General features: G+C 63.6%; 21 protein-coding genes. 13 read left to right on the top strand and 8 right to left on the bottom strand.

The features are described 5' to 3' along the window. Window positions 1-4: 4 nt before the first annotated feature. Both ACP2YP_RS21825 and ACP2YP_RS21820 read right to left on the bottom strand, forming a co-directional pair. A complete protein-coding gene (locus ACP2YP_RS21825) occupies window positions 5-1507 on the bottom strand; it encodes a sugar ABC transporter ATP-binding protein (protein ID WP_426418418.1) in 1503 nt (500 codons plus the stop codon). Between the two features lie 6 nt (window positions 1508-1513). Further along, window positions 1514-2536: a sugar ABC transporter substrate-binding protein gene (locus tag ACP2YP_RS21820; protein WP_426418417.1), complete on the bottom strand. Its 1023-nt coding sequence runs from the start codon at window positions 2534-2536 to the stop codon at window positions 1514-1516. 619 nt (window positions 2537-3155) lie between these two features. On the opposite strand from ACP2YP_RS21820, the gene ACP2YP_RS21815 reads away from it, so the two are divergent. The 12 genes from ACP2YP_RS21815 to ACP2YP_RS21760 all read left to right on the top strand — a co-directional run bounded on the left by ACP2YP_RS21815 (window position 3156) and on the right by ACP2YP_RS21760 (window position 13324). After that, on the top strand, window positions 3156-3542 hold the full coding sequence (locus ACP2YP_RS21815; protein ID WP_426418416.1) for a DUF2946 domain-containing protein: 387 nt from the start codon (window positions 3156-3158) through the stop codon (window positions 3540-3542). 52 nt (window positions 3543-3594) lie between these two features. Continuing rightward, window positions 3595-4596, top strand: coding sequence for a hypothetical protein (locus ACP2YP_RS21810; RefSeq protein WP_426418415.1), 1002 nt, complete (start codon window positions 3595-3597; stop codon window positions 4594-4596). A 2-nt stretch (window positions 4597-4598) separates the two neighbouring features. After that, window positions 4599-4955 carry a copper resistance CopC family protein gene (locus ACP2YP_RS21805; protein WP_426418414.1) on the top strand — a complete coding sequence of 119 codons (357 nt, stop codon included), beginning with the start codon at window positions 4599-4601 and terminating at the stop codon, window positions 4953-4955. Window positions 4956-4996: 41 nt separating this feature from the next. After that, complete coding sequence (gene copD / locus ACP2YP_RS21800) at window positions 4997-5902, top strand: copper homeostasis membrane protein CopD (protein WP_426418413.1); 906 nt, start codon at window positions 4997-4999, stop codon at window positions 5900-5902. 16 nt (window positions 5903-5918) lie between these two features. After that, the gene (locus tag ACP2YP_RS21795; RefSeq protein WP_426418412.1) at window positions 5919-6443 is read left to right on the top strand and encodes a copper chaperone PCu(A)C; all 525 of its coding nucleotides are present in this window, start codon (window positions 5919-5921) and stop codon (window positions 6441-6443) included. A gap of 20 nt (window positions 6444-6463) precedes the next feature. Further along, a complete protein-coding gene (locus ACP2YP_RS21790) occupies window positions 6464-6898 on the top strand; it encodes a hypothetical protein (protein ID WP_426418411.1) in 435 nt (144 codons plus the stop codon). Between the two features lie 20 nt (window positions 6899-6918). Then, window positions 6919-7695: a DJ-1/PfpI family protein gene (locus ACP2YP_RS21785; protein ID WP_426418410.1), complete on the top strand. Its 777-nt coding sequence runs from the start codon at window positions 6919-6921 to the stop codon at window positions 7693-7695. 16 nt (window positions 7696-7711) lie between these two features. Continuing rightward, window positions 7712-8230, top strand: a complete 519-nt coding sequence (locus ACP2YP_RS21780; protein ID WP_426418409.1) for a YcnI family protein — start codon at window positions 7712-7714, stop codon at window positions 8228-8230. After that, window positions 8230-9792 (top strand): copper resistance CopC/CopD family protein, encoded by a 1563-nt coding sequence (locus ACP2YP_RS21775; protein ID WP_426418408.1) that lies wholly within the window; start codon window positions 8230-8232, stop codon window positions 9790-9792. Before ACP2YP_RS21780 ends, ACP2YP_RS21775 begins: the two co-directional genes overlap by 1 nt. A 148-nt stretch (window positions 9793-9940) precedes the next feature. After that, the gene (gene proS / locus ACP2YP_RS21770) at window positions 9941-11260 is read left to right on the top strand and encodes a proline--tRNA ligase (protein ID WP_426418407.1); all 1320 of its coding nucleotides are present in this window, start codon (window positions 9941-9943) and stop codon (window positions 11258-11260) included. 71 nt (window positions 11261-11331) lie between these two features. After that, entirely contained in the window at window positions 11332-12612 is a 1281-nt protein-coding gene (locus ACP2YP_RS21765; RefSeq protein ID WP_426418406.1) for a lipoprotein-releasing ABC transporter permease subunit, read from the top strand. A 7-nt stretch (window positions 12613-12619) separates the two neighbouring features. Continuing rightward, window positions 12620-13324 (top strand): ABC transporter ATP-binding protein, encoded by a 705-nt coding sequence (locus ACP2YP_RS21760; RefSeq protein WP_426418405.1) that lies wholly within the window; start codon window positions 12620-12622, stop codon window positions 13322-13324. Between the two features lie 128 nt (window positions 13325-13452). Here the strand turns inward: ACP2YP_RS21760 and ACP2YP_RS21755 are convergent, their stop codons facing one another. Beyond that, window positions 13453-14532: a zinc-binding dehydrogenase gene (locus tag ACP2YP_RS21755; protein ID WP_426418404.1), complete on the bottom strand. Its 1080-nt coding sequence runs from the start codon at window positions 14530-14532 to the stop codon at window positions 13453-13455. A gap of 109 nt (window positions 14533-14641) precedes the next feature. On the opposite strand from ACP2YP_RS21755, the gene ACP2YP_RS21750 reads away from it, so the two are divergent. After that, the gene (locus ACP2YP_RS21750; protein WP_426418403.1) at window positions 14642-15415 is read left to right on the top strand and encodes a helix-turn-helix transcriptional regulator; all 774 of its coding nucleotides are present in this window, start codon (window positions 14642-14644) and stop codon (window positions 15413-15415) included. Between the two features lie 99 nt (window positions 15416-15514). Here ACP2YP_RS21750 and ACP2YP_RS21745 read toward each other — a convergent pair whose 3' ends face one another. The 5 genes from ACP2YP_RS21745 to ACP2YP_RS21725 form a co-directional block, all read right to left on the bottom strand. After that, on the bottom strand, window positions 15515-15916 hold the full coding sequence (locus ACP2YP_RS21745; protein ID WP_426418402.1) for a hypothetical protein: 402 nt from the start codon (window positions 15914-15916) through the stop codon (window positions 15515-15517). Then, window positions 15913-16644 (bottom strand): hypothetical protein, encoded by a 732-nt coding sequence (locus tag ACP2YP_RS21740; RefSeq protein WP_426418401.1) that lies wholly within the window; start codon window positions 16642-16644, stop codon window positions 15913-15915. Before ACP2YP_RS21740 ends, ACP2YP_RS21745 begins: the two co-directional genes overlap by 4 nt. A gap of 25 nt (window positions 16645-16669) precedes the next feature. Then, window positions 16670-17671 carry a nitrilase-related carbon-nitrogen hydrolase gene (locus ACP2YP_RS21735; protein ID WP_426418400.1) on the bottom strand — a complete coding sequence of 334 codons (1002 nt, stop codon included), beginning with the start codon at window positions 17669-17671 and terminating at the stop codon, window positions 16670-16672. 66 nt (window positions 17672-17737) lie between these two features. Next, on the bottom strand, window positions 17738-19072 hold the full coding sequence (locus tag ACP2YP_RS21730; RefSeq protein ID WP_426418399.1) for an epoxide hydrolase family protein: 1335 nt from the start codon (window positions 19070-19072) through the stop codon (window positions 17738-17740). A 60-nt stretch (window positions 19073-19132) separates the two neighbouring features. Beyond that, entirely contained in the window at window positions 19133-20470 is a 1338-nt protein-coding gene (locus tag ACP2YP_RS21725) for an epoxide hydrolase family protein (protein WP_426418398.1), read from the bottom strand. Window positions 20471-20681 lie beyond the last annotated feature (211 nt).

Below are 20681 nucleotides of genomic sequence, written 5' to 3'. Positions count from 1 at the left end.
TCCGTCACGCCGCTTCCAGCAGGCGGTCCTTGCTGACCGGCTCGTTCTTGAATTCCCGCACCACGGCGCCGCGCTTGAGCACGAGGATGCGGTCGGCCAGCGACAGCACCGTTTCCGGCTCGGTCGACAGCACGATGATGGCGAGCCCCGCGGCGCGGAGGTCGCGGACGATGTTGATGACGTCGTTCTTGGCGCCGACATCCATGCCGCGGGTCGGCTCGCACAGCACGAGGAGCTTGGGCGGATAGGTCAGCCACTTTGCGAGTGCAACCTTCTGCTGATTGCCGCCCGAGAGCATGCCGAGATCGAGGCCGACCACCGGCGGCCTGATCTGCAACTGCTCGACCTGACGCTTGGCGATGTCGCGCTCCTGCGCCGGCTTCAGCAGCAGCGACGAGATGCGATCCAGGATGCTGATCGAGATGTTCTTGTAGACCGGCTCCTGGTGAAACAGCATGGCGCGCCTGCTCTCCGGCACCAGCGCCACGCCGGCGCGCCGGGCCGCCGCCGTGCTGGCGAAGGTCTTTGGCGTGCCGTCGACGATCAGCGTGCCGGCGTCCGGCTTCAGCTTGCCAAAGAGGATGCGCGACAGCTCCTGCTGGCCGCAGCCCATGAAGCCGTAGATGCCGAGCACTTCGCCGGCGCGCGCCTCGAAGGAGACGTCGTTGAGGCTGCGCGCCAGCGACAGCTGGTCGACTTTCAGCACGACCGAACTGTCGCTCGGCCGCGGCAGCATGAGATCGTCGGTGTAGCTGTGCTCGAGCGCTTCGCCACCGCGACCGATCATGGCCTCGATCAGCGCGCCCTTGGTGGTTGCGGCGCTCGCGGTCTCGGCGACCTTCCGCCCGTTGCGGAAGACGGTGACGGTGTCGGACACGCGAAGAATATCCTCGATGAAATGCGAGATGAAGACGATGGCGGTGCCTTCTTCGCGTAACCGCCGCAGCGTCGCGAACAGCCGTTCGACTTCCGGCGGGGAGAGGGCGGAGGTCGGCTCGTCCAGGATGACGATGCGGGCGCCCGAGAATAGCACGCGGGCGATCTCGATCAGCTGCTGCAGCCCGATCGGCAAGTCGCCGAGCCGCGACATCGGATCGACATCGATGCCGAATCGAGAAAGCTGCTCGCCGGCCTCCCGCGCCATGCGCCGCCATTGCACGAGGCCAAGGCGGTTGGTCGGCTGGTTGCCCAGGAAGACGTTCTCCGCGACCGTCAGATCAGGCGCGACAGAGAGCTCCTGATGCACCATGGCGATGCCGGCCGCGTGCGCATCGCGCGCCGAGCGGAAATGGGTCTCCTGGCCATCGATCAGGAAGCGGCCGGAGAACTCGGTGTGCACGCCGGCGATGATCTTCATCAGCGTGCTTTTTCCCGCGCCGTTCTCGCCGACGAGACCGTGGATCTCGCCGGGAAGAAGCGCGAAGTCGACACCACGAAGCGCTTCGACGCCGCCGAAGCTCTTCGTGATGCCCTGGAGTTCCAGGATGGGCGAACGACCCTCAGGCATCGAAGTTCAGATCAGGAAGTGATCCTGCATCCACTGCATGCCGGCGGCGTTCGCCTTGGTCACGACCGGGCCGTCGGTGACGACGTTCTTCGGGATGCCCTGGCCGCTCTTCTCGCCACCGGCGACTGCCGCGACGCCCGCGATGATCGCGCCGCCATGGATGCGGCAGGACGGATTGCGGACGGTCGCAAACATCCGGCCCTCGCTCACCGCCTGGATCGCCGGCGGCATCGCGTCCACGCCACCGATCAGGATGTTGGTGCGGTTGTGGGCCTTCATGATGTTGGCGGCCGCGAGCGCCATGTCGTCATTGTGGAAGAACGCCGCGTCGATCTGCGGGTACTTGGTCAGATAAGTCTCCCAGAGGCGTGCGGTCTTGGAGACGTCCCAGTCGGCCGGCTGGGTGTCGAGCACTTCGATCCCAGGGAATTGCTTGACGACGTTGTTGAAGCCCTTGGCCCGGCCTTGCGCGCCGGTGTGGCCAAGCGCGCCTTGGGTCATGATGATCTTGCCCTTGCCGCCCATCGCGTTGCACAGCGCCTGCGTCACCGAGGCGCCCATGAACTCGTTGTCGGGGGCGAGGAAGGAATGGACGTTGATCTGATCGAGCGGCGCAATCAGCGTGTCCATGTCGATCACAGGCGTGCCGGCGTCGATCATCTTCTGCACGGGCTGGGTGAGGGTGCCGATGCCGAAGGCCTGGATCGCAACAAAGTCCCATTTCTGCGAGGCCATGTTGTCGATCGCCGCGCGCTGCTTCACGGCGTCGAGCTGGCCATCGAACCAGGTGACCTCGACGTTGAACAGCTTGCCCCAGAATTCCGCGGCCTGCTTGCCCTGTGCGCACCAGGTCGCCTGAAGGCCGGCATTGGAGAATGCCGCCCTCAGCGGCTTCTCGGATCGTCCGACTTCGGCTGCAAGTGCTGGATTTATGCCCATGCTGCCGAGGATGGCAGTCGCGGCGCCGGCGGTTGCTGCCGCCTGAAGAAGATCGCGCCTCGTCGTCGAGAAATCTTTCGTCTCGGACATCGCTCGCTCCCATATATTTTATCGTCGTCGCGTCATTGATTGCGCGACCGATGTGGAAAGTCTGTCACAAGAGTTGATGCCACTCAACCAGCGGCGTCAGAAGGCCGCGCGCTCAGAGCTCCGCTCGATCGGATTGGGAGAAGTACTCATCGGCAGATCAGCCGCGCAGGCAAAAAAAAGAGCGGGGCCCTAGCCCCGCTCAAAAATTGTGTCGACCCTATTATCCCCGATTCTAAGATTTGATCTTGATTGGCGGGGCGACGCTGCGTTTTGCGCGCCAGGGGCTCCTCCCGAGACTTGGACCACCAGACTTTGACCTCGCGGCTAGCCTGAGCAAGAGGGATGCTAGATCAACTTTTCTCACTTGTCATCATTTTCGGCAACGATTGTTCAAAATTAGAGCAGTTGACGAAATGATCGCGATATCATCCATCTAATCGATTGATATATCTATAATATTTCAAATTGTGGTAGGCTAATAGGCGGCTTGAAAATGCCCGATCGGCTTGCTCCGCGGTGTCGGCGACACACTCTCCAACAAATTTGTTCCAGACCAAGCAGAACCGAGATGCGATCTCGACTTGACCAGCACCCGGGTGTTTAGTTCGTAGGCGAACGAATGGTTCGGTGGATGCGCGCGCGGCTACAAAAATTCCTGCCCATTGTCCTGCTCGCGCTGGCGATGCAGGTGCTGGCGCCGATCGCCGCTTGCTGGGCGGCGGGTCTTGCGGCGGCCGATCCGCTTCAGGGCGCGCTCATCTGCCACAACACTGATGCGTCGACGCCGGGTCTTGGTGACCAGACCGGTGCGCCGGGCGCGCATGCCGGCGCCTGCGCGATCTGTTGCCTGGCGCAGGCCAGCGCGTCCTTCGATGCACCGCAGCCGACGTTCTCCGGTCCCTACCGCCACGCCGAGCGCGTGGTCTGGCACGATGCGGAAGCCGCCTTTGTCACTTCGCGCGGCCGATCCAACGCCCAAGCGCGTGCGCCACCGCAATTGACGTGAGCGTCGCGACCGACCGGTCGCTGAACTTGCACATCAATTGCGGAGAGCTTTCATGTCGATCTGTCACTCGCGCGCGGGCCTATGCGGGCTCGCCATCGCGCTTATTCCCCTTTCAGGAAGCGTTGCCCACGAAATCGTCGGCAATCGCTTCTTTCCGGCAACGCTCGGCATCGACGATCCGGGCGTGAACGACGAATTGTCCCTGCCAACCGTCGATAGCTTCAAGACCGGCGACGTTCCGCCGGTGCGGCAGCGTGATATATCCGCCGAGTTCTCCAAGCGCATCACGGAGGATTTCGCGATTTCGTTCGGCGCGACCTACACCTTCCTTGGTCCGATCGATCCGACTACTGCCGGAGCCAACGGATTTCAGAATCTGGACACCACGTTCAAGTATCGCGTCTTCAGGGACCCCGTGCATGAGTTCGTGATGTCGGTTGGTCTCAGCATCGAATGGGGCGGCACGGGCGCCGCGAATGTCGGAGCCGATCGCTTCAATACCTACACCCCGACGATCTACTTCGGCAAAGGCCTCGGCGACCTGCCGGACACGTTGTCGTGGCTGCGGCCGGTGGCGATCACCGGGCAGGTCGGCTACGCCATCCCGGGCCGGAATTCGACAACGACATTCGCGATCGATCCGGATTCGGGCGACCTGACCGCCGACACCGAATTCCATCCGCGCGTGCTGCACTGGGGAGGGACCATTCAGTACAGCATGCCATATCTGAAGTCCGCCGTGATCGATCTCGGCTTGCCCGAATTAATCAATCACCTGATCCCGCTGGTGGAGGCAAGTCTCCAGACGCCAGTGGCGAACACGCTGACGTCGGGGACGATGACGACAGGAACGATCAATCCCGGCGTGATCTGGGTCGGCAACAAATTCCAGTTTGCCGTCGAAGCGCTGATCCCGATCAACCGGCAGAGCGGATCCAACGTCGGCGTGATCGGTCAGCTGCATCTTTATCTCGACGACATCGACCCGCATGGGATCGGCAAGCCGATCTTCGGCAATGCCGTTCAACCGGCAAGCCCTTTCCCGAGGAACTGATCATGCGAATCTCAACCACGTTCAGAATCATCCCGCTGCTGCTCTGCCTCGTGATGGGCGAGGCGCAGGCACACGCCTTTCTCGATCGTGCCGAGCCGCGCGTCGGCAACAAGGTCGCGACCCCTCCGCGTGACTTAACGCTCTACTTCACGCAGAAGCTGGAGGCAGCCTTCAGTTCGGTGACCGTCACCGGCCCGTCCGGAGCGCGTGTTGACACCGGCAAGGCGCGTGTCAGCGGCAGTCAAATGTCGGTTCCGCTGAAGTCTGGCGGTGCCGGCACCTACCGTGTGAACTGGCACGTGCTGTCCGTGGACACGCACACCACCGACGGGAATTTTACCTTCCAGGTCGGTCCATAAGGGCATCGTCGCCGATGGATTGGTCCGCAGCCGGAATGCCGATGGTTGCAACGCGCGCCGTGAATTTCGCGGCGACGGCGATTGCGGTCGGAAGCATCGTATTTCGGACCGTGGTCGCTGCGCCGGTCTTGCAGGCGGAACCGAGCACGGCGTCCGTGTTCCGGAACCGGACGCAATGGGTCTCGTGGCTCGGCCTTGCGATCGCCGTGATCTCCGGCGCGATCTGGTTGTTGCTTCAGGTCGCTTCGATGAGCGGGCTACCGCTCGACGAAGCGTTGACCGCGGATGTGTTGTCGAAGGTGATCAACGAGACCCAGTTCGGCGAAGTGACAACGGTTCGCGCAGGCATTGCCATTTGTCTGGCGGCCAGCCTCGCCTTCGATCGCGCGACGGTTGCGCAATGGCTTGCGCTGGCGTTATCGCTCGCATTCGCCGCAAGTCTTGCCTGGACCGGGCACGCCGGCTCGACGGCTGGCGTGGTGGGCTATCTGCATCTCGTGGCGGATGCGCTGCATCTGATTGCTGTCGCAGCATGGATCGGCGGCCTGGTGCCGCTGATCCTCTTGCTGGTCGCTGCAAGCCGCAGCAACTCGCCATCGCCTGCCTACGAGGTAGTCGGGCGGTTCTCGATGCTAGGCCTTGTCAGCGTGGCGACGCTCGTGCTCACGGGCTTGATCAACAGCGCCATCCTCGTCGGCTCGTTTCGCGCGCTGATCGTGACCGAGTATGGAGAGCTGTTGCTGTTCAAGCTTGCCCTGTTCGGAACCATGTTGACGCTAGCCCTCATCAATCGGCTGGCGTTGACGCCGCAGCTTGCCCAGCCTGGCCGTCGCGCGCAACGCTGGCTCACGTGCAACAGTGCCATCGAGCTCGCCCTCGGCCTTGCCATTCTTGCCATTGTCGGGATGCTCGGCATGCTGCATCCCGCCGTCCATCTTGTCCCGTGAAAAAAGGTCAAAACACATGAGCAAACTCTCACGCATCCTCGCACTCACGGCGCTTTCCACCTGCCTCCTCACCGCGCCCGTCCGCGCCGACGACGTCAAGGCGGGCGATCTCGTCATCTCGCAGGCCTGGAGCCGGGCGACGCCGGGCGGCGCAAAGGTCGCCGGCGGCTATCTCACGATCGAGAACAAGGGGACGGCGGCGGATCGGCTAATTGGCGGTTCGGCCGACATCGCCGGCAAGGTCGAGATCCACGAGATGGCCATGGACAACGGCGTGATGAAGATGCGTCCACTCGACAAGGGCGTGACCGTCGAGCCCGGCAAGACCGTGACGTTCGCGCCGGGCGGCTACCACTTCATGCTCGAGCAGCTTAAGGCGCCGCTCAGGCAGGGCGACAAGGTGCCGGTCATCTTGGAGTTCGAGAAGGCCGGCAAGGTCGCGGTGTCGCTCGACGTCCAGGGCGTCGGCGCGCAGGCGCCCGGTGACGCCGACCACATGCAGATGAAGAAAATGCCGGATCATTCGGGAATGAAAATGTGATGAGGATGATCTTCATTCCCATGACCTTGCGTCGATTCATCAATGGACTTGCCGTCAAGGGCGTTGTGTCCAGCGTGGTCGCGGCGGCCGCTGCGATGTCCGTGGCGGCGGCTCCGACCGCTGCGGCGACCGACGACGACAGTTTCTTCACCCATCTGCACACCGAAAAGGCGATGGCCAATGTGACCATCACGCCCGGGCGCACCGGACCCGTGGTGATCACGGTCCAGTTAGAAACGACGGACGAACGGCCGCTGGCGGCGATGGGCGTTTCGGTCAGGCTGACGAGCCCGCAAGCGGGCAGCACGCCGATCGAGGCCGTGGCCGAACCGACCGGCGACGAGTGGCGCGCGACGTTGTCGGTGCCGTCAGGTGGCCGCTGGAGCATGGGACTGAACATCCGCCTGTCGGAAGCGGACGAGGTCGACGTGACGTCGCCCATCCTCATACGCTGAGATCGCCGGGAGGAAGAGCCATGGATCGAAGAGAGTTCAACGCGACTTTGGCGGCGGCGTCCCTGCTCAACCTCCTGGCGCCGGCTGCCCTTGCGCAGCCGGCGCCGTCTGGCCGCCCGAAAGTGGGACTGGTGATCTACTCCGACATGATCCTGCTCGATCTGGCTGGCCCGCTGACGGCGTTCAACATGATGCGGGCGGATGTTCAACTGGTCGCGAAGACGGAGCAGGCGGTGATGACCGACGTTCGCCTGCCGGTCGCGCCGACGATGACGTTCGAGACGGCGCCGAAGGCTTTCGACGTGTTGTTCGTGCCCGGCGGATTGAAGGGAACGGTCGCGGCGGTGCAGGATCGACAGACGGTCGATTTCATCAGGGCGCAAGGCGAGGCGGCGCGCTTCGTGACGAGCGTTTGCACGGGTTCACTGTTGCTTGGCGCCGCTGGTCTCCTGAGAGGATATCAGGCCACTTCGCACTGGTACGTGCGTGATCTGCTCGCGCATATGGGCGCCGTCGTGCGAACCGACCGCGTGGTCGAGGATCGTAATCGAGTGACCGCCGGCGGGGTGACGGCCGGGATCGACTTTGCGTTGACCATTGCCGCGAAACTCTCGGGTGAGGAGACCGCGAGGCGAATCCAGCTCCTGCTGGAATATGACCCGAAACCGCCTTTCGATTCCGGATCGCCCGAGCACGCTGGGCCTGTTCTGGTGGCCGATGTGCTCAGGCGGCGGCAGGACGTCATTGCCGAAGCTGAAGCCGCGGCAAGGGCTGCGGGTGCGGTAATGAAGCTCTGAACATGTGAGGCCCAAAATGTCGAAGGCAACCTATGCGATCGTCCTCGTTGCGCTTGTGGCGACACCCGCGCGCGCGCACATCACGCTGGAAACAAAGCAGGCCACGGTCGGTGCGTCCTACAAGGCCGTCTTCGCCGTGCCGCACAGCTGTTCCGGCTCGCCGACGGTCAAGATGCGCGTTCAGATCCCCGAAGGCGTCATCGCGGTGAAACCGATGCCGAAGGCCGGCTGGACCGTCGATGTCGTCGAAGGGCAATATGCCAGCGCATACGACTATCACGGCAACAAGCTGACTTCGGGGGTGAAGGAAGTGGTCTGGTCCGGCGGCAAGTTGCCGGACCACAATTACGACGAGTTCGTCGTCAGCAGCTTCCTCACCGACAGCCTGAGGCCCAACACCACGCTGTATTTCCCGGTGGTGCAGGAATGCGAGAAGGGTGTCAGCCGCTGGATCGAAGTTCCAGTGGAGGGGGCAGCGCATTCGCATGAGGATAAGTCGCCGGCGCCCGGCGTGAAGCTGCTGCCCAAGCCGTAATGCGTCTTCTCGCCGCGCTCGTGACGCTGCTCGTCGTCGCCGGCACGTCGACCGATGCCTCAGCGCATGCGGCGTTGATCTCGGTCGAGCCGGCGAGCGGCAGTATCCTTGCGAGCGCGCCAAAGGCGGTGGAATTGCGCTTCAGCGAGGCGGTGACCCCGGGCGCGATCCAGTTGATCGACGGCGCGGGCAGGGCGCGCGACGATGCGCGCGTCGCGACATCCGGCGAGAGCATTTCCGTTGCGATGCCGCCGGACCTGCCGCAGGGCACGGCGGTCGTGAGCTACCGGGTGATCTCGCAGGACGGCCATCCCGTCACGGGATCGGTGATCTTTTCGGTCGGCGCGCCGACGGCCACGCAGCTTCCGGCCAATGCGGACGGCCGGTTGGACGCGCTGATCTGGCTGTCGCGGATCGGTCTCTATCTCGGGCTGTTTGTCGGTGTCGGTGGCGTGTTCTTTGGCCGCTGGATCGCGTGGTCGATGGCGGGCATGAGCGTGCCGCGCGCAGCGCTGCTGGTCGGTCTCCCAAGCGCCGTTGTCTCGCTGGGCATTTTGGGTCTCGACCTCCTCGGTCTGCCGCCGGCAGCGCTCGTGACGGTGGCTCCCTGGACCATCGCATTCGCGACCAGCGCCGGCCCCGCCTTACTCGTCGCCATCGCTGCGATGTTGCTCGCGCTGATGGCGCTGGGCCGCGCTTGGTATGCGCGCGCTCTTGCGGTGGTCGCGTTCGCCGGCGTTGGGCTCTCGCTTGCGATGACCGGGCACGCCGCAACGGCCTCGCCTGAGGTGCTGACGCGGCCGGCGGTTTTCCTCCATGGCCTCGCCGTTGCCTTTTGGATTGGGGCGCTGGCGCCGCTCGTCGCGCTGCTGTCGAAGCCGACGCTGGCGGTGCTGCCGCTTCTGAACCGCTTCTCGCGCATCGCCATGCCGGTGGTCGCCGCGCTGGCACTGACCGGACTGACGCTTGCGATCATTCAGCTCGAAAAGCCATCCGCGCTGGTCGAGACCAGCTATGGCATCATCCTGTCTATCAAGCTAGCGCTGGTCCTGCTCCTGCTGGCGCTCGCTGCGCTCAATCGCACCCGACTAACGCCGGCGCTGGCAAAAGATCATGCGGCTGCGTCTGCGCTCAGGCGTTCGATCTTGCTCGAATGCGGGGCCGCGCTCGGCATCTTCGCCGTCGTCGCCGGCTGGCGCTTCACGCCGCCGCCACGGACCATCGTCCCGGAGACGCCGCTGGCAGTCCACATCCACACCGACAAGGCGATGTTCCAGGTGCTGGTGTCGCCCGGCAAGGCCGGCATGGACGATTTCGTGCTTCAGCTCATGACCGGCGATGCGACGCCTCTGAAGGCGAAGGAGACGACGCTGACGCTCAGCCTGCCCGAGCGCGGCATCGAGCCCATGGAGCGCGACGCCGAGCTCGGGCCTGACGGCTATTGGCACGTGCGCAAGGTCGAGCTGCCCTTCGCTGGCCGCTGGCATGTGCGGATCGACGCGCTGGTGACCGATTTCGAGAAGATAACGCTCGAAGACGAGCTCGAGGTCGCGCCACCGTAAGGTCCGGCGCGGTTCAAGTCGAACCTGAAGGCAACGGAAAAATGACAGGAATTCCGCCGCGTTAGCGGCTTTTCCTCATTCCCGGCCTTGTGTTTTCGCTGCCAATCCGGTTTCACTGCAGCCCCTTGCTGATTCCCAGAGTATTACCATGCGGTTGTCGCGGTTCTTTCTGCCCATCCTGAAGGAAAACCCGAAAGAGGCGGAGATCGTCTCGCATCGGCTGATGCTGCGCGCCGGCATGATCCGGCAGGAGGCGGCCGGTATCTATGCCTGGCTGCCGCTCGGCTTCCGCGTGCTGAAGAAGATCGAGCAGATCGTGCGCGAAGAGCAGGACCGCTCCGGCGCGCTGGAACTGCTGATGCCGACGCTCCAGCTCGCCGACCTCTGGCGCGAGAGTGGCCGCTACGACGCCTACGGTCCGGAGATGCTGCGCATCGCCGACCGCCACAAGCGCGAGCTGCTCTACGGGCCGACCAACGAGGAAATGATCACCGAGATTTTTCGCGCTTACGTGAAGTCCTACAAGAACCTGCCGCTGAATCTCTATCATATCCAATGGAAATTCCGCGACGAGCAGCGTCCGCGTTTCGGCGTGATGCGCGGCCGCGAGTTCCTGATGAAGGATGCCTATTCCTTCGATCTCAACGAGGCTGCCGCTCGGGTCGCCTACAACAAGATGTTCGTCGCCTATTTGCGCACCTTCGCGCGGATGGGGCTGAAGGCGATCCCGATGCGCGCCGAGACCGGCCCGATCGGCGGCGATCTCAGCCACGAGTTCATCGTGCTCGCGGAGACTGGCGAATCCGGTGTTTTCATCAATCGCGACGTGCTGGATCTGCCGGTGCCGGGCGAGGACGTCGATTATGAGAGCGACCTGAGCCCGATCATCAAGCAGTGGACCTCGGTCTATGCCGCGACGGAGGACGTACACGATCCCGCGCGGTTTGAGCAGGAAGTGCCTGCGGATAAGCGGGTGAACACCCGCGGCATCGAGGTTGGCCAGATCTTCTATTTCGGCACGAAATACTCCGAGCCGATGAAGGCGATGGTGGCGGGCCCGGACGGTGTGGACGTGCCGATCCATGGCGGCTCCTACGGCGTCGGCGTCTCGCGCCTGCTCGGCGCCATCATCGAGGCCTGCCATGACGATGCCGGCATCAAATGGCCGGAGGCGGTGGCGCCGTTCCGGGTCGCGGTGCTGAACCTCAAGCAAGGCGATGCCGCGGTCGATGCGGCCTGCGAAAAACTCTATGCCGAGCTCGCGGCCAAGGGCGTCGACGTGCTTTATGACGACACCGACCAGCGCGCCGGCGCCAAATTCGCGGCTGCCGATCTGATCGGTATCCCCTGGCAGATCATGATCGGGCCGAAGGGGCTTGCCGACGGCAAGGTCGAAATCAAGCGGCGCAGTGACGGCGCCCGCGAGACGATGTCGCCTGCGGACGCCGTTGCGCGCCTGGTCGGCTGAATATTGTTCATCGCGCGAATGCGGCCGCCAATCCGGCCACAATTGACCCCGAATCATGGGATTATCGAGCGATGGATGACACCATGACTGAGACCGTTCAAACCGCGCCTTTCGCGCCCTTCGAGTGGATGCTGTCGGCGCGCTATTTGCGGGCGCGCCGCAAGGAGGGATTCATCTCGGTCATCGCCGGGTTCTCCTTCCTCGGCATCATGCTCGGCGTCGCCACGCTGATCATCGTGATGGCCGTGATGAACGGCTTCCGGAAAGAGTTGCTCGACAAGATCCTGGGGCTGAACGGCCACATCCTGGTCCAGCCGCTGGAATCGCCGCTGACCGACTGGAAGGACGTCGCCGAGCGCATCAGCCAGGTCCAGGGCATCCGGCTGGCTGCCCCCGTGGTCGACGGCCAGGCGCTGGCGTCCTCGCCCTGGAACGCCTCGGGCGTGCTGGTGCGCGGCATCCGCTCCGACGACCTCAACAACCTCACCTCGATCGCCAAGAACATCAAGCAGGGTTCGCTCGAGGGCTTTGACGACGGGCAGGGCGTCGCGATCGGCCGCAGGCTCGCCGACCAGCTGTCGCTGCATGCCGGCGACAGCGTGACGCTGGTGGCGCCGAAGGGCGCGGTGACGCCGATGGGCACGACGCCGCGGATCAAGCCGTACAAGATCGTCGCGGTGTTCGAGATCGGCATGTCCGAATACGACCTCGGCTTCGTCTTCATGCCACTTGCCGAAGCGCAGGCCTATTTCAACCGCAGCAGCGACGTCACCTCGATCGAGGTGTTCACCACCAATCCCGATAAGATCGATTCCTTCCGCAAATCGGTGACGGAGGCCGCGGGCCGGCCGGTATTCCTGGTCGACTGGCGGCAGCGCAACTCGACCTTCTTCAACGCGCTCCAGGTCGAGCGCAACGTGATGTTCCTGATCCTGACCATGATCGTGCTGGTCGCCGCCCTCAACATCGTCTCCGGCCTGATCATGTTGGTGAAGGACAAGGGCAGCGATATTGCGATCCTGCGCACGATGGGCGCCTCGCAAGGCTCGATCATGCGGATCTTCCTGATCACGGGCGCCTCCATCGGCGTGGTCGGCACGCTGGTCGGTTTCTTCGTGGGGCTGGTGATCTGCCTCAACATCGAATCCATCCGGCAATTCCTGTCCTGGCTGACCAGCACCGAGCTGTTCTCGCCAGAACTCTACTTCCTGTCGAAACTGCCCGCCGAGATCGACGTCGGCGAGACCACAGCGGTCGTCATCATGGCGCTGACGCTGTCGTTCCTGGCGACGCTCTACCCGTCGTGGCGCGCCGCGCGCCTCGATCCCGTCGAAGCGCTGCGGTACGAGTGAGGGGCTGATGGAGCAGGCGCAGGGGGCGGAAGATGTACCGGTCATCTATCTCCACGAGATAAAACGGCAATACCTGCAGGGCGAGGTGGCGCTGACGATCCTCGACAACGCCAAGCTCGCGCTGTGGGCGGGCCAATCCGTGGCGCTGGTCGCGCCGTCGGGCTCGGGCAAGTCGACGTTGCTGCACATTGCGGGCCTGCTCGAGGCGCCCGATTCCGGCGAGGTCTACGTCAATGGCGCGCCGACTTCGCAACTGCCCGACATCGAGCGCACCCAGCTCCGCCGCACCGATATCGGCTTCGTCTACCAGTCGCACCGGTTGCTGCCGGAATTCTCGGCGCTGGAGAACGTGATGATGCCGCAGATGATCCGCGGCCTGAAGAAGTCCGAGAGCGTCAAGCGCGCCAAGGAGATCCTGGGCTATCTCGGCCTCGGCGACCGCATCACGCATCGGCCGGCGGAGCTGTCGGGCGGTGAGCAGCAGCGCGTCGCGATCGCGCGTGCAGTCGCCAATGCGCCGCGGGTGCTGTTCGCGGACGAGCCGACCGGCAACCTCGATCCGCACACCGCCGACCACGTGTTCCAGGCCCTGATGCAGCTGGTCAAGGCGACCAAGGTCTCGATGCTGATCGCGACCCACAACATGGAGCTCGCCGGCCGAATGGACCGGCGCGTGTCGCTGTCCAACGGCCAGGTCATCGAGCTCGAATAAAAACCGCGAAAACAACCCCATGCACAGTAGACGGCCGTGGCCGTCCACGATCGGGGTGACGTCTTCCAGCCATCTGACAGATCAGGCAAACCCGCCGCAGCAGCGCATCGCCGCGGCGCGCAGGTCGTCTATGGCCTGATCACGGTCAATTTGAACGGTCCGCCGTTGGCTGCGGCGTGGGCCACGGCCTCGTTGACGTGGTCGAGGTCGAAATCCGTCGTCACATATTCGTCGAGCCGCAGCAGCCCTGCGCGCACCAGCGCGATCAGGCGGCTTGCCGCGTCCGGCGGATACATCCAGACGCCGTGGATGGAGATGCAGTTGCGCATGAGCCAGGGGTAGGGCAGCTCGAGGCCCGGTCCGCCCGCCATGCCGACGCCGCCCATCAGCACGACGCGGCCGTAGGCGCGGACCGTCATGATTGCCGCACGCACCACTTCGGGGCTCACCGAGGGCGGCATGATGTCGAACACGCAGTCGATCGGGCCGCCCGCAGCGCGCTTCATCGCCTCGCGGTCGTCGTCCTCGTTGCCGGTGAGCCTGACCGGCTTCACCCGCGCGCCGAAGCGGCGGACGAGGTCGGCCAGGATCTTTTCGTTGCGGCCAGGCGTCACCACGCAGGCCGCGCCCATCGCCAGCGCGACGGAGACGGCCGCGCTGCCGAAATTGCCTGTGGCCCCGCTCACCAGCACGGTCTCGCCTGCTTGCAGGTTGGCGGCGAGAAAGCCGCCATAGGGCACCAGCGCCGTCCCCAGCGCGCACCATTGTGAGGCGTCTTCCGAAGTGATCGCGCCGAGCCGCTTCACATTCTCCGTCGGCACCCGCATCTGCTCGGCAAACGAGCCGTGACGAAAATGCTGTTGCAGGCGCATGCCGCCGAGGCCGGCGGCCGTGAGCCCCTGCAGGGCGATATCGGGCGCCACGACATCGTCGCGCGAACGCACGGTCGGGTCGCAGAATACCCAGTCGCCAACGCCGAGCTTGGTCGCGTCCGGACCGATCGCGCGCACCCGGCCGATGCCGCCCGGGCCCGGGATGATCGGCAGGTCGAGCGCATAATTGCGTTCACCGCTGAAGACCTCGTTCATGTAGGACAGCACGCGCGTGGCGACGACATCGACGATGACCTCGCCGGTGCCGAGCACCGGGGCGGGCACGTCCTCGATCGCAAGTGGGGATCCGAAGGATTTAAGTACGGCAGCTTTCATGATGTTCACCTCAGAGACGGGTGATACCGATATGCGCCGCCCTTGCAGAGCAAAGAAGGCCTGGTATTATCCTAGTATTCAGACGACCCTCCATCAGGTGGCAGCAAGCATGGCCGACCCCCGCCGCGTCGAATTCGGCGACTTCCTCCGCTCCCGCCGCGAAAAGCTGTCGCCGAAGACGGTCGGCCTTCCCGCGGGTCAGCGGCGGCGCACCGCAGGGCTCCGCCGCGAGGAGGTCGCCCAGCTCGCCGGCATCGGCGTCGACTGGTACATCCGCCTCGAGCAGGGCCGCACCGTCAGCCCGTCGGTCACCACAGTCGATGCGCTCGCGCGTGCGCTGCGCCTCAGCAAGACCGAGCACGCGCATCTCAAGGATCTCGCGCGCGACGGTGCAAGGGGTGCGTTCACCCGCGAGGTGGTGCCGCCGCCCATTCTGCGACTGGTCGAGAGCCTGCCGCATCCGGCCTATATCACCGGGCGGCGCTGGGATGTGCTGGCCTGGAACGAAGCCGCCGAGGAGATCTTTGCGTTCGGCCGGCTGCCAGAGGAGGATCGCAACACACTGCTGCTGATGATGACCAACAAGCGCACGCGAAAATCCTATGGCGCGGGCTGGGCGGACGTGGCCAAGGCCATGGTGGCGATGTTTCGCGCGACCCATGACGTCTGGGCGGGCGATCCCGCTTTCGTGGAATTGCTGACGCGGCTGCGGCAGGGTAGTCCGGAGTTCGTCAAATGGTGGGGCGCGCACGAGATCCGCAGCACGTTGTCGGGCCGTAAGACCATGACGCATCCCACCAAGGGTGTGCTGCATTTCGAGCACACGAGCTTTCAGGCCAATGACGATCCCGCGCTGAAGCTCGTGATCTATACGCCGGTGTAAGCTCGCGCTCCTCCCAGCTATCTCCCACGCGGGTCAGACGGAGCGATGGCAGAACTAGCGAGCGCCCGCGCATGACGTCCGGGCAAGGCCTTGCATATCTCAAGGTTTCGGCTGCATGCCCAGCAAAAAGCGAAGAGGGTTGAGCGGGCCAATGGAGATCAGTTCGAAGCTCATCATATGTGCTTTACCCAAAGGCAGTTTTTCGAGCATTTCGTGAGCGACGGCCGGATCGGTGACGTTGATGATGAACACAACGCCCGGCTTTCCCTGTAGCGAGTACCACTGCTCGATTTTGCCATCGAGGTAGAGGTCGACAGTCTCCCGTACTTCCTGCGGTAGGACAGCAAACACTTGCGACTGTTCAAAACCGGGATTGATGGTCCCGATGGCGAGAATTTTGGTCGCCGGCGTCGTTTTCATAGCGGCTCCTTGCGCGTTTGCGGAATTAAAGCCGACAAGGCAGCCAGCAAGTGCCAGCGCGGCGGCAGAAACGAATTTCATGTCGTCCTCCGGTTCATCTCAATGTCCTGGATGTCGATGGAGAGAACGACGCGCTCGAGCAGGGGCCGGTTGTCGGGTCCGGTCACATAGATTCGGCGCTGCGTCGGATAAACGATTCCGCCAAAGGACTTCGGCTTGGAAGCATAATTCGCCGACTTCGTGCCGCCCACGACATCGACGCTGTAGTCATGCCGGCGCAGAATTCCGTCCGGTCCAAAGTAGACAGTTTGCTCCGTGCAATGGCTGTGCACGTTTGCCGGAAAGGTGACGCGAAGACGTCGCCAAGTTTCGCCGCCTTCCTCCCAAGGCTCGACTTCTTCAGCGCGAAAGCCCGGCAGTTTGAAGAGGAACGGTGTTGTCAGATAGGTCCACATTGCATAGCTACTGAAATAGATCAGATGCTGATCATCCCAGCGGGTTGCATAACTATGGCCGGCGAATGCGTTCCTCGGACTCTCACGGGTCTCGATGATCTCGCCCGTATCGGTCACGATTGTGGTGCGTTCGGGCTCGTAGACGCTGTGCCGCCCTGGCGCGCCGAATGGGGATCGCTCGACATGTTGCCGATGCGGGTCCACCGCAATGTGAGCATCGGCAAGAGCATCAGCCTTGCCCTTCGCCAGCAGCAAGCCGCCGCTGACGGAAACATGCGCCGTCAGCTTGCTGAGCTCCTGCCAACGCTCCCAGCCGCCATGCGCCGCGACTGCAGTTTCCAATAGATCGCTCATCTTTTGTCTCCGTGGGATGAGCGAGTTACAGGGCTTCGAGGGCCCGTTTCTCGTAGACAGCAAAAGGTACAGCCTCGGCGCTGGGCTGCGCAGAGCGCTCATGGACATGCGGTGCCGGCGTCCGATCGATCAGCAGGCTGAACAGCTCGGGACGGCTGTAGTGACCGCGGGCGTCCATGAGCTGCTTGCGGACGTCAATCTGGGTGAAGTCGAGATCGGCAATCACTTCGCCTTCGCCGGACGTGAGCGGCTCGCCGATGAACTGGCCTTGGGGATCGACGATGGCCGTGAAACAACCGCCGGAGATTGGCCCGACCGTGCAGCCGGTGTCCCGCATGATCTGCGCCTGCTGATCGCTGTCGAGCCACGCCGTTGCGTTCACGACGAAGCAGGCGGATTCGAGCGCGTGCTGGCGGATGCTGACCGCCATCTTGTCCGCGAAGGGCTGGCCGAAGACCGATCCCGGATACATGGCCGCATGGATCTGCTCGCCGTCGGCGATGAGAGCGTAGCGCGCCAGAGGCAGGAAGTGCTCCCAGCAAGCGAGCTGACCGATGCGCCCGACAGCGCTGTCGACGGCGCGCAGGCCCGAGGCGTCGCCCTGGCCCCAGATCATGCGTTCGTGGAAAGTTGGCGTCAGCTTCCGGCGGCGCTGGATCAGCGTGCCGTCCGCATCGAAGAGAAGTTGCGTGTTGTAGATCGTTCCGCCGTCGCGCTCGTTGATGCCGATCGCGACAACCATGTTTGCGGCCCGTGCGGCCTCGCCGATGGCGCAGGTTTCGGCGGACGGGACCGTGACGGATTCTTCAAGGAGACGGAGATACTCCTTGCCAGTCATCAGCTGTTGCCCCGACTGCACGAACGAGAAGTAGGGATAGTAGGGCACGAGAGTTTCGGAGAAGGTTGCGAACTGGACGCCCTCTTCGCCCAGTTCCCGTATCTTCTTCACGACCTTCCCGACAGTGCCCTGGCGGCTGTACAGCACCGGGCTGATCTGCACGGCGGCGGCTTTCACGATGGTGTTCATTGGGTATCCTTTCAGGTGAGGTTTTGGGGAGTTGATGCGATGACGCTCGGCACGGCCGAAGTTCTCTCAAATCGACTGACGCAGCGGTCTGAAGCCAGCCCGTACCTCTGCGCTCAGGATCTGAGGCTGCTCCCAGGCGGCGTAGTGCCCGCCTTTCTCGACTTGGTTGAAATAGATGAGCTTGTGATAGGCGCGCTCTGTCCAGCTCCGCGGCGCCGGATAGTTCTCGCCGGGAAAGATACTGACGGCAGCCGGGATGGAGACGTCGGCGGCGTTGTAGAGATTGAGGTGATTTTCCCAATAGAAGCGCGCCGCAGAGACCGCCGTGTTGGTCAGCCAATAAAGTGCGATGTCGTCCAACACATCGTCCCGTGTCAGGCCGTCCGCGGGATGTCCGTTGATCGTGCGCCCGAGAACAGCCGACATGATCGCCGCGGCCGGCTGGCCATAACCGTCGCCATGGTCAAGAAGCCAGCTGGCCAGGCCGACCGGCGAATCCGCCAGGCCGTAGAGCGTTTGCGGGCGCGTCGCCATGACTTGCGCGTAAGCGCGCTTCTTCGCGAACAGGACGGTCAGTTGCGCGTAGGCGCGCTTCTCGTCGGCTGAAAGATCGGACGGCGGCGGATTGCCGCCCTGGAGCGATTTTGCGATGTCCGGGGGAATGGTGCCCGGGAAATTTGTGTGAATGCCCAGCAATTCCGGCGGCGCCTGTCTGCCCATTGCAGTGCAGATTCCGCCTCCCAGGTCGCCGCCTTGCGCCACAAAGCGCGTGTATCCGAGGCGCTTCATCAGCACGACCCACGCACGTGCGGTGCGATCCGAATCCCAGCCGGTCGTGGTCGGCCTGGCCGAAAAGCCGTAGCCCGGCAATGACGGGATCACGAGATGGAAGGCGTCCGATCCAGTTCCGCCATGCGCCGTGGGATCGGTGAGGGGATCGATGATCCTGAGCTGCTCGATGATCGACCCGGGCCACCCATGCGTCACGATTAGCGGCAGCGCGTTCTCATGCTTCGAACGGACGTGGATGAAATGAATGTCCAGCCCGTCAATCTCGGTGATGAATTGCGGTAGGGCGTTCAGTTTCGCTTCGCATTTGCGCCAGTCGTAACCACTTCCCCAATAGTGCGCGACGTCCCTGAGAGCCGCGAGTTGGACGCCCTGGGAATCATCCGTGACCGTTTCCCGGTCAGGCCATCGCGTCGCGCGGATGCGCCGGCGCAGATCGACCAGCGCCTCTTCGGCAAATTTGACCCGGAAGGGGCGAATTTCATCGCTCGTCGTGGCCGCGGCTGGATGGCTGGCAATGCCGGCGACACCCGCGGCGGCGATTCCGACCGCGGCGCTCGGAACCTTGCGCCGATCCTGGTTGGCGATCTCTAAGGCTCTTGATGCAATCATGGCCTACTCCCTGGATGGTTGAATTGTGCTGATCGAACTGGTTGATCTCTGGGAATTCGCTCAGGTCGACTGACGCAGAGACCTGAAAGCAGCCCGTAGTTCTGCGCTGAGGAGTTCGGGCTGTTCCCAGGCCGCGAAGTGGCCGCCCCGATCGACCTCCTTGAAATAGATCAGCTTGTGATACGCCCGCTCGGTCCAGCTCCGCGGCGCCTGATAGATCTCGCCGGGAAAGACGGTCACGGCCGCCGGGATCGCCACATTCACCGCACTCAACAGGCGGCGCTTGTTCTCCCAATAGAGCCGCGCCGAAGAAACCGCCGTGTTGGTCAGCCAGTATAGCGTGATGTTGTCGAGGATATCGTCCCGGGTCAGCGCGCCCGCAGGGTGGCCATTGACGGTGTGCCCGAGCACGGCTGACATGATCGCCGATGCCGGCTGACCATAATTGTCGCCGTGATCAAGCAGCCAGGCTGCAAGGCCAGCGGGAGAGTCCGCGAACGCATATAGCGTTTGAGGGCGCGTCGCCATCTCGAATGCGTAGGCAAGATGTTTGGTGCGCAGCCTGACCAGCTGCTCGTAGGCGCGTGTTTCGCCGGCTGATAGATCGGATGGCGGCGGGCCGCCGGCCTGTAGTGCCTTGCCGACATCGGGAGGAATAGTCTCGGGGAAGGTGACGTGAATGCCGAGCAATTCGGGCGGCGCCTGCTCAGCCATCACATTCGTGATATTCCCGCCCCAGTCGCCGCCGTGCGAGACGAATTTGGCGTAGCCAAGACGCTTCATCAGCACGACCCAGGCACGGGCAATGTGGGCAGGATCCCAGCCGGTCGTCGTCGGCCTTCCGGAAAAGCCGTAGCCCGGTATCGATGGAATCACGAGGTGGAACGCATCCGAGGCGCTGCCGCCGTGCGCCGTGGGATTGGTCAGCGGATCGATGATCTTGAGTTGCTCGATGACCGAGCCGGGCCACCCATGCGTGACGATGAGCGGCAGCGCATTTTCATGCCTCGAACGGACGTGGATGAAGTGAATGTCCAGCCCGTCAATCTCGGTGACGAACTGCGGCAGCGCGTTGAGCCGCGCCTCGATCTTCCGCCAGTCGTAGTCCTTCTGCCAATAGTGCACGAGCTCCTGCATGGCCGCCAGTTGCACGCCCTGGGACTCATCGGCGACGGTTTCGTTCTCGGGCCACCGCGTTGCCGCCAGACGCTGGCGCAGATCCATCAATTCGATATCCGGGACACGAATATGGAACGGGCGGACGGCGCCGGATGCGGCCGCCAGCGCAGGGTGGGCGGGAAGCAGGCTCGTGACGCCGACCGCGGCAATTCCCATTGCGGCCCTGGTCAAAAGCCGTCTGCGATCGACGTTGATTTCAATGATCTCGTTCGTAAGCATCGGTGCATCTCCTGGCCTCGACCGAAAGCTGTCTCTTGCGGCTTCGTCCGAGAAGTACGCCGATGTCGGGCAAAGTGGTCGTTAGGCGTTATGTCGCGCTGTTAAGAGTTGTTAGGCTACGCGCATGAGTTGAGCCTGCAGAGCCCGCGTCTCACCCTGATCGCTATGGTGCGAGACTGATCCTTGGCATAAAATAGAAACGCGAGATCAG

Source organism: Bradyrhizobium genosp. A (assembly GCF_049949275.1).
Classification (GTDB): Bacteria; Pseudomonadota; Alphaproteobacteria; order Rhizobiales; family Xanthobacteraceae; genus Bradyrhizobium.
The sequence above is the reverse complement of the archived record's forward strand: the minus strand, read 5'-3'. Positions and strand labels throughout refer to the sequence as shown.

What these genes read in the sequence shown, in the direction of transcription:
- ACP2YP_RS21825 (WP_426418418.1), bottom strand. Translation starts at nt 1,507, where the DNA reads ATGCCTGAGGGTCGTTCGCCCATCCTGGAACTCCAGGGCATCACGAAG.
- ACP2YP_RS21820 (WP_426418417.1), bottom strand. Translation starts at nt 2,536, where the DNA reads ATGTCCGAGACGAAAGATTTCTCGACGACGAGGCGCGATCTTCTTCAG.
- ACP2YP_RS21815 (WP_426418416.1), top strand. Translation starts at nt 3,156, where the DNA reads ATGGTTCGGTGGATGCGCGCGCGGCTACAAAAATTCCTGCCCATTGTC.
- ACP2YP_RS21810 (WP_426418415.1), top strand. Translation starts at nt 3,595, where the DNA reads ATGTCGATCTGTCACTCGCGCGCGGGCCTATGCGGGCTCGCCATCGCG.
- ACP2YP_RS21805 (WP_426418414.1), top strand. Translation starts at nt 4,599, where the DNA reads ATGCGAATCTCAACCACGTTCAGAATCATCCCGCTGCTGCTCTGCCTC.
- copD (WP_426418413.1), top strand. Translation starts at nt 4,997, where the DNA reads ATGGTTGCAACGCGCGCCGTGAATTTCGCGGCGACGGCGATTGCGGTC.
- ACP2YP_RS21795 (WP_426418412.1), top strand. Translation starts at nt 5,919, where the DNA reads ATGAGCAAACTCTCACGCATCCTCGCACTCACGGCGCTTTCCACCTGC.
- ACP2YP_RS21790 (WP_426418411.1), top strand. Translation starts at nt 6,464, where the DNA reads ATGACCTTGCGTCGATTCATCAATGGACTTGCCGTCAAGGGCGTTGTG.
- ACP2YP_RS21785 (WP_426418410.1), top strand. Translation starts at nt 6,919, where the DNA reads ATGGATCGAAGAGAGTTCAACGCGACTTTGGCGGCGGCGTCCCTGCTC.
- ACP2YP_RS21780 (WP_426418409.1), top strand. Translation starts at nt 7,712, where the DNA reads ATGTCGAAGGCAACCTATGCGATCGTCCTCGTTGCGCTTGTGGCGACA.
- ACP2YP_RS21775 (WP_426418408.1), top strand. Translation starts at nt 8,230, where the DNA reads ATGCGTCTTCTCGCCGCGCTCGTGACGCTGCTCGTCGTCGCCGGCACG.
- proS (WP_426418407.1), top strand. Translation starts at nt 9,941, where the DNA reads ATGCGGTTGTCGCGGTTCTTTCTGCCCATCCTGAAGGAAAACCCGAAA.
- ACP2YP_RS21765 (WP_426418406.1), top strand. Translation starts at nt 11,332, where the DNA reads ATGGATGACACCATGACTGAGACCGTTCAAACCGCGCCTTTCGCGCCC.
- ACP2YP_RS21760 (WP_426418405.1), top strand. Translation starts at nt 12,620, where the DNA reads ATGGAGCAGGCGCAGGGGGCGGAAGATGTACCGGTCATCTATCTCCAC.
- ACP2YP_RS21755 (WP_426418404.1), bottom strand. Translation starts at nt 14,532, where the DNA reads ATGAAAGCTGCCGTACTTAAATCCTTCGGATCCCCACTTGCGATCGAG.
- ACP2YP_RS21750 (WP_426418403.1), top strand. Translation starts at nt 14,642, where the DNA reads ATGGCCGACCCCCGCCGCGTCGAATTCGGCGACTTCCTCCGCTCCCGC.
- ACP2YP_RS21745 (WP_426418402.1), bottom strand. Translation starts at nt 15,916, where the DNA reads ATGAAATTCGTTTCTGCCGCCGCGCTGGCACTTGCTGGCTGCCTTGTC.
- ACP2YP_RS21740 (WP_426418401.1), bottom strand. Translation starts at nt 16,644, where the DNA reads ATGAGCGATCTATTGGAAACTGCAGTCGCGGCGCATGGCGGCTGGGAG.
- ACP2YP_RS21735 (WP_426418400.1), bottom strand. Translation starts at nt 17,671, where the DNA reads ATGAACACCATCGTGAAAGCCGCCGCCGTGCAGATCAGCCCGGTGCTG.
- ACP2YP_RS21730 (WP_426418399.1), bottom strand. Translation starts at nt 19,072, where the DNA reads ATGATTGCATCAAGAGCCTTAGAGATCGCCAACCAGGATCGGCGCAAG.
- ACP2YP_RS21725 (WP_426418398.1), bottom strand. Translation starts at nt 20,470, where the DNA reads ATGCTTACGAACGAGATCATTGAAATCAACGTCGATCGCAGACGGCTT.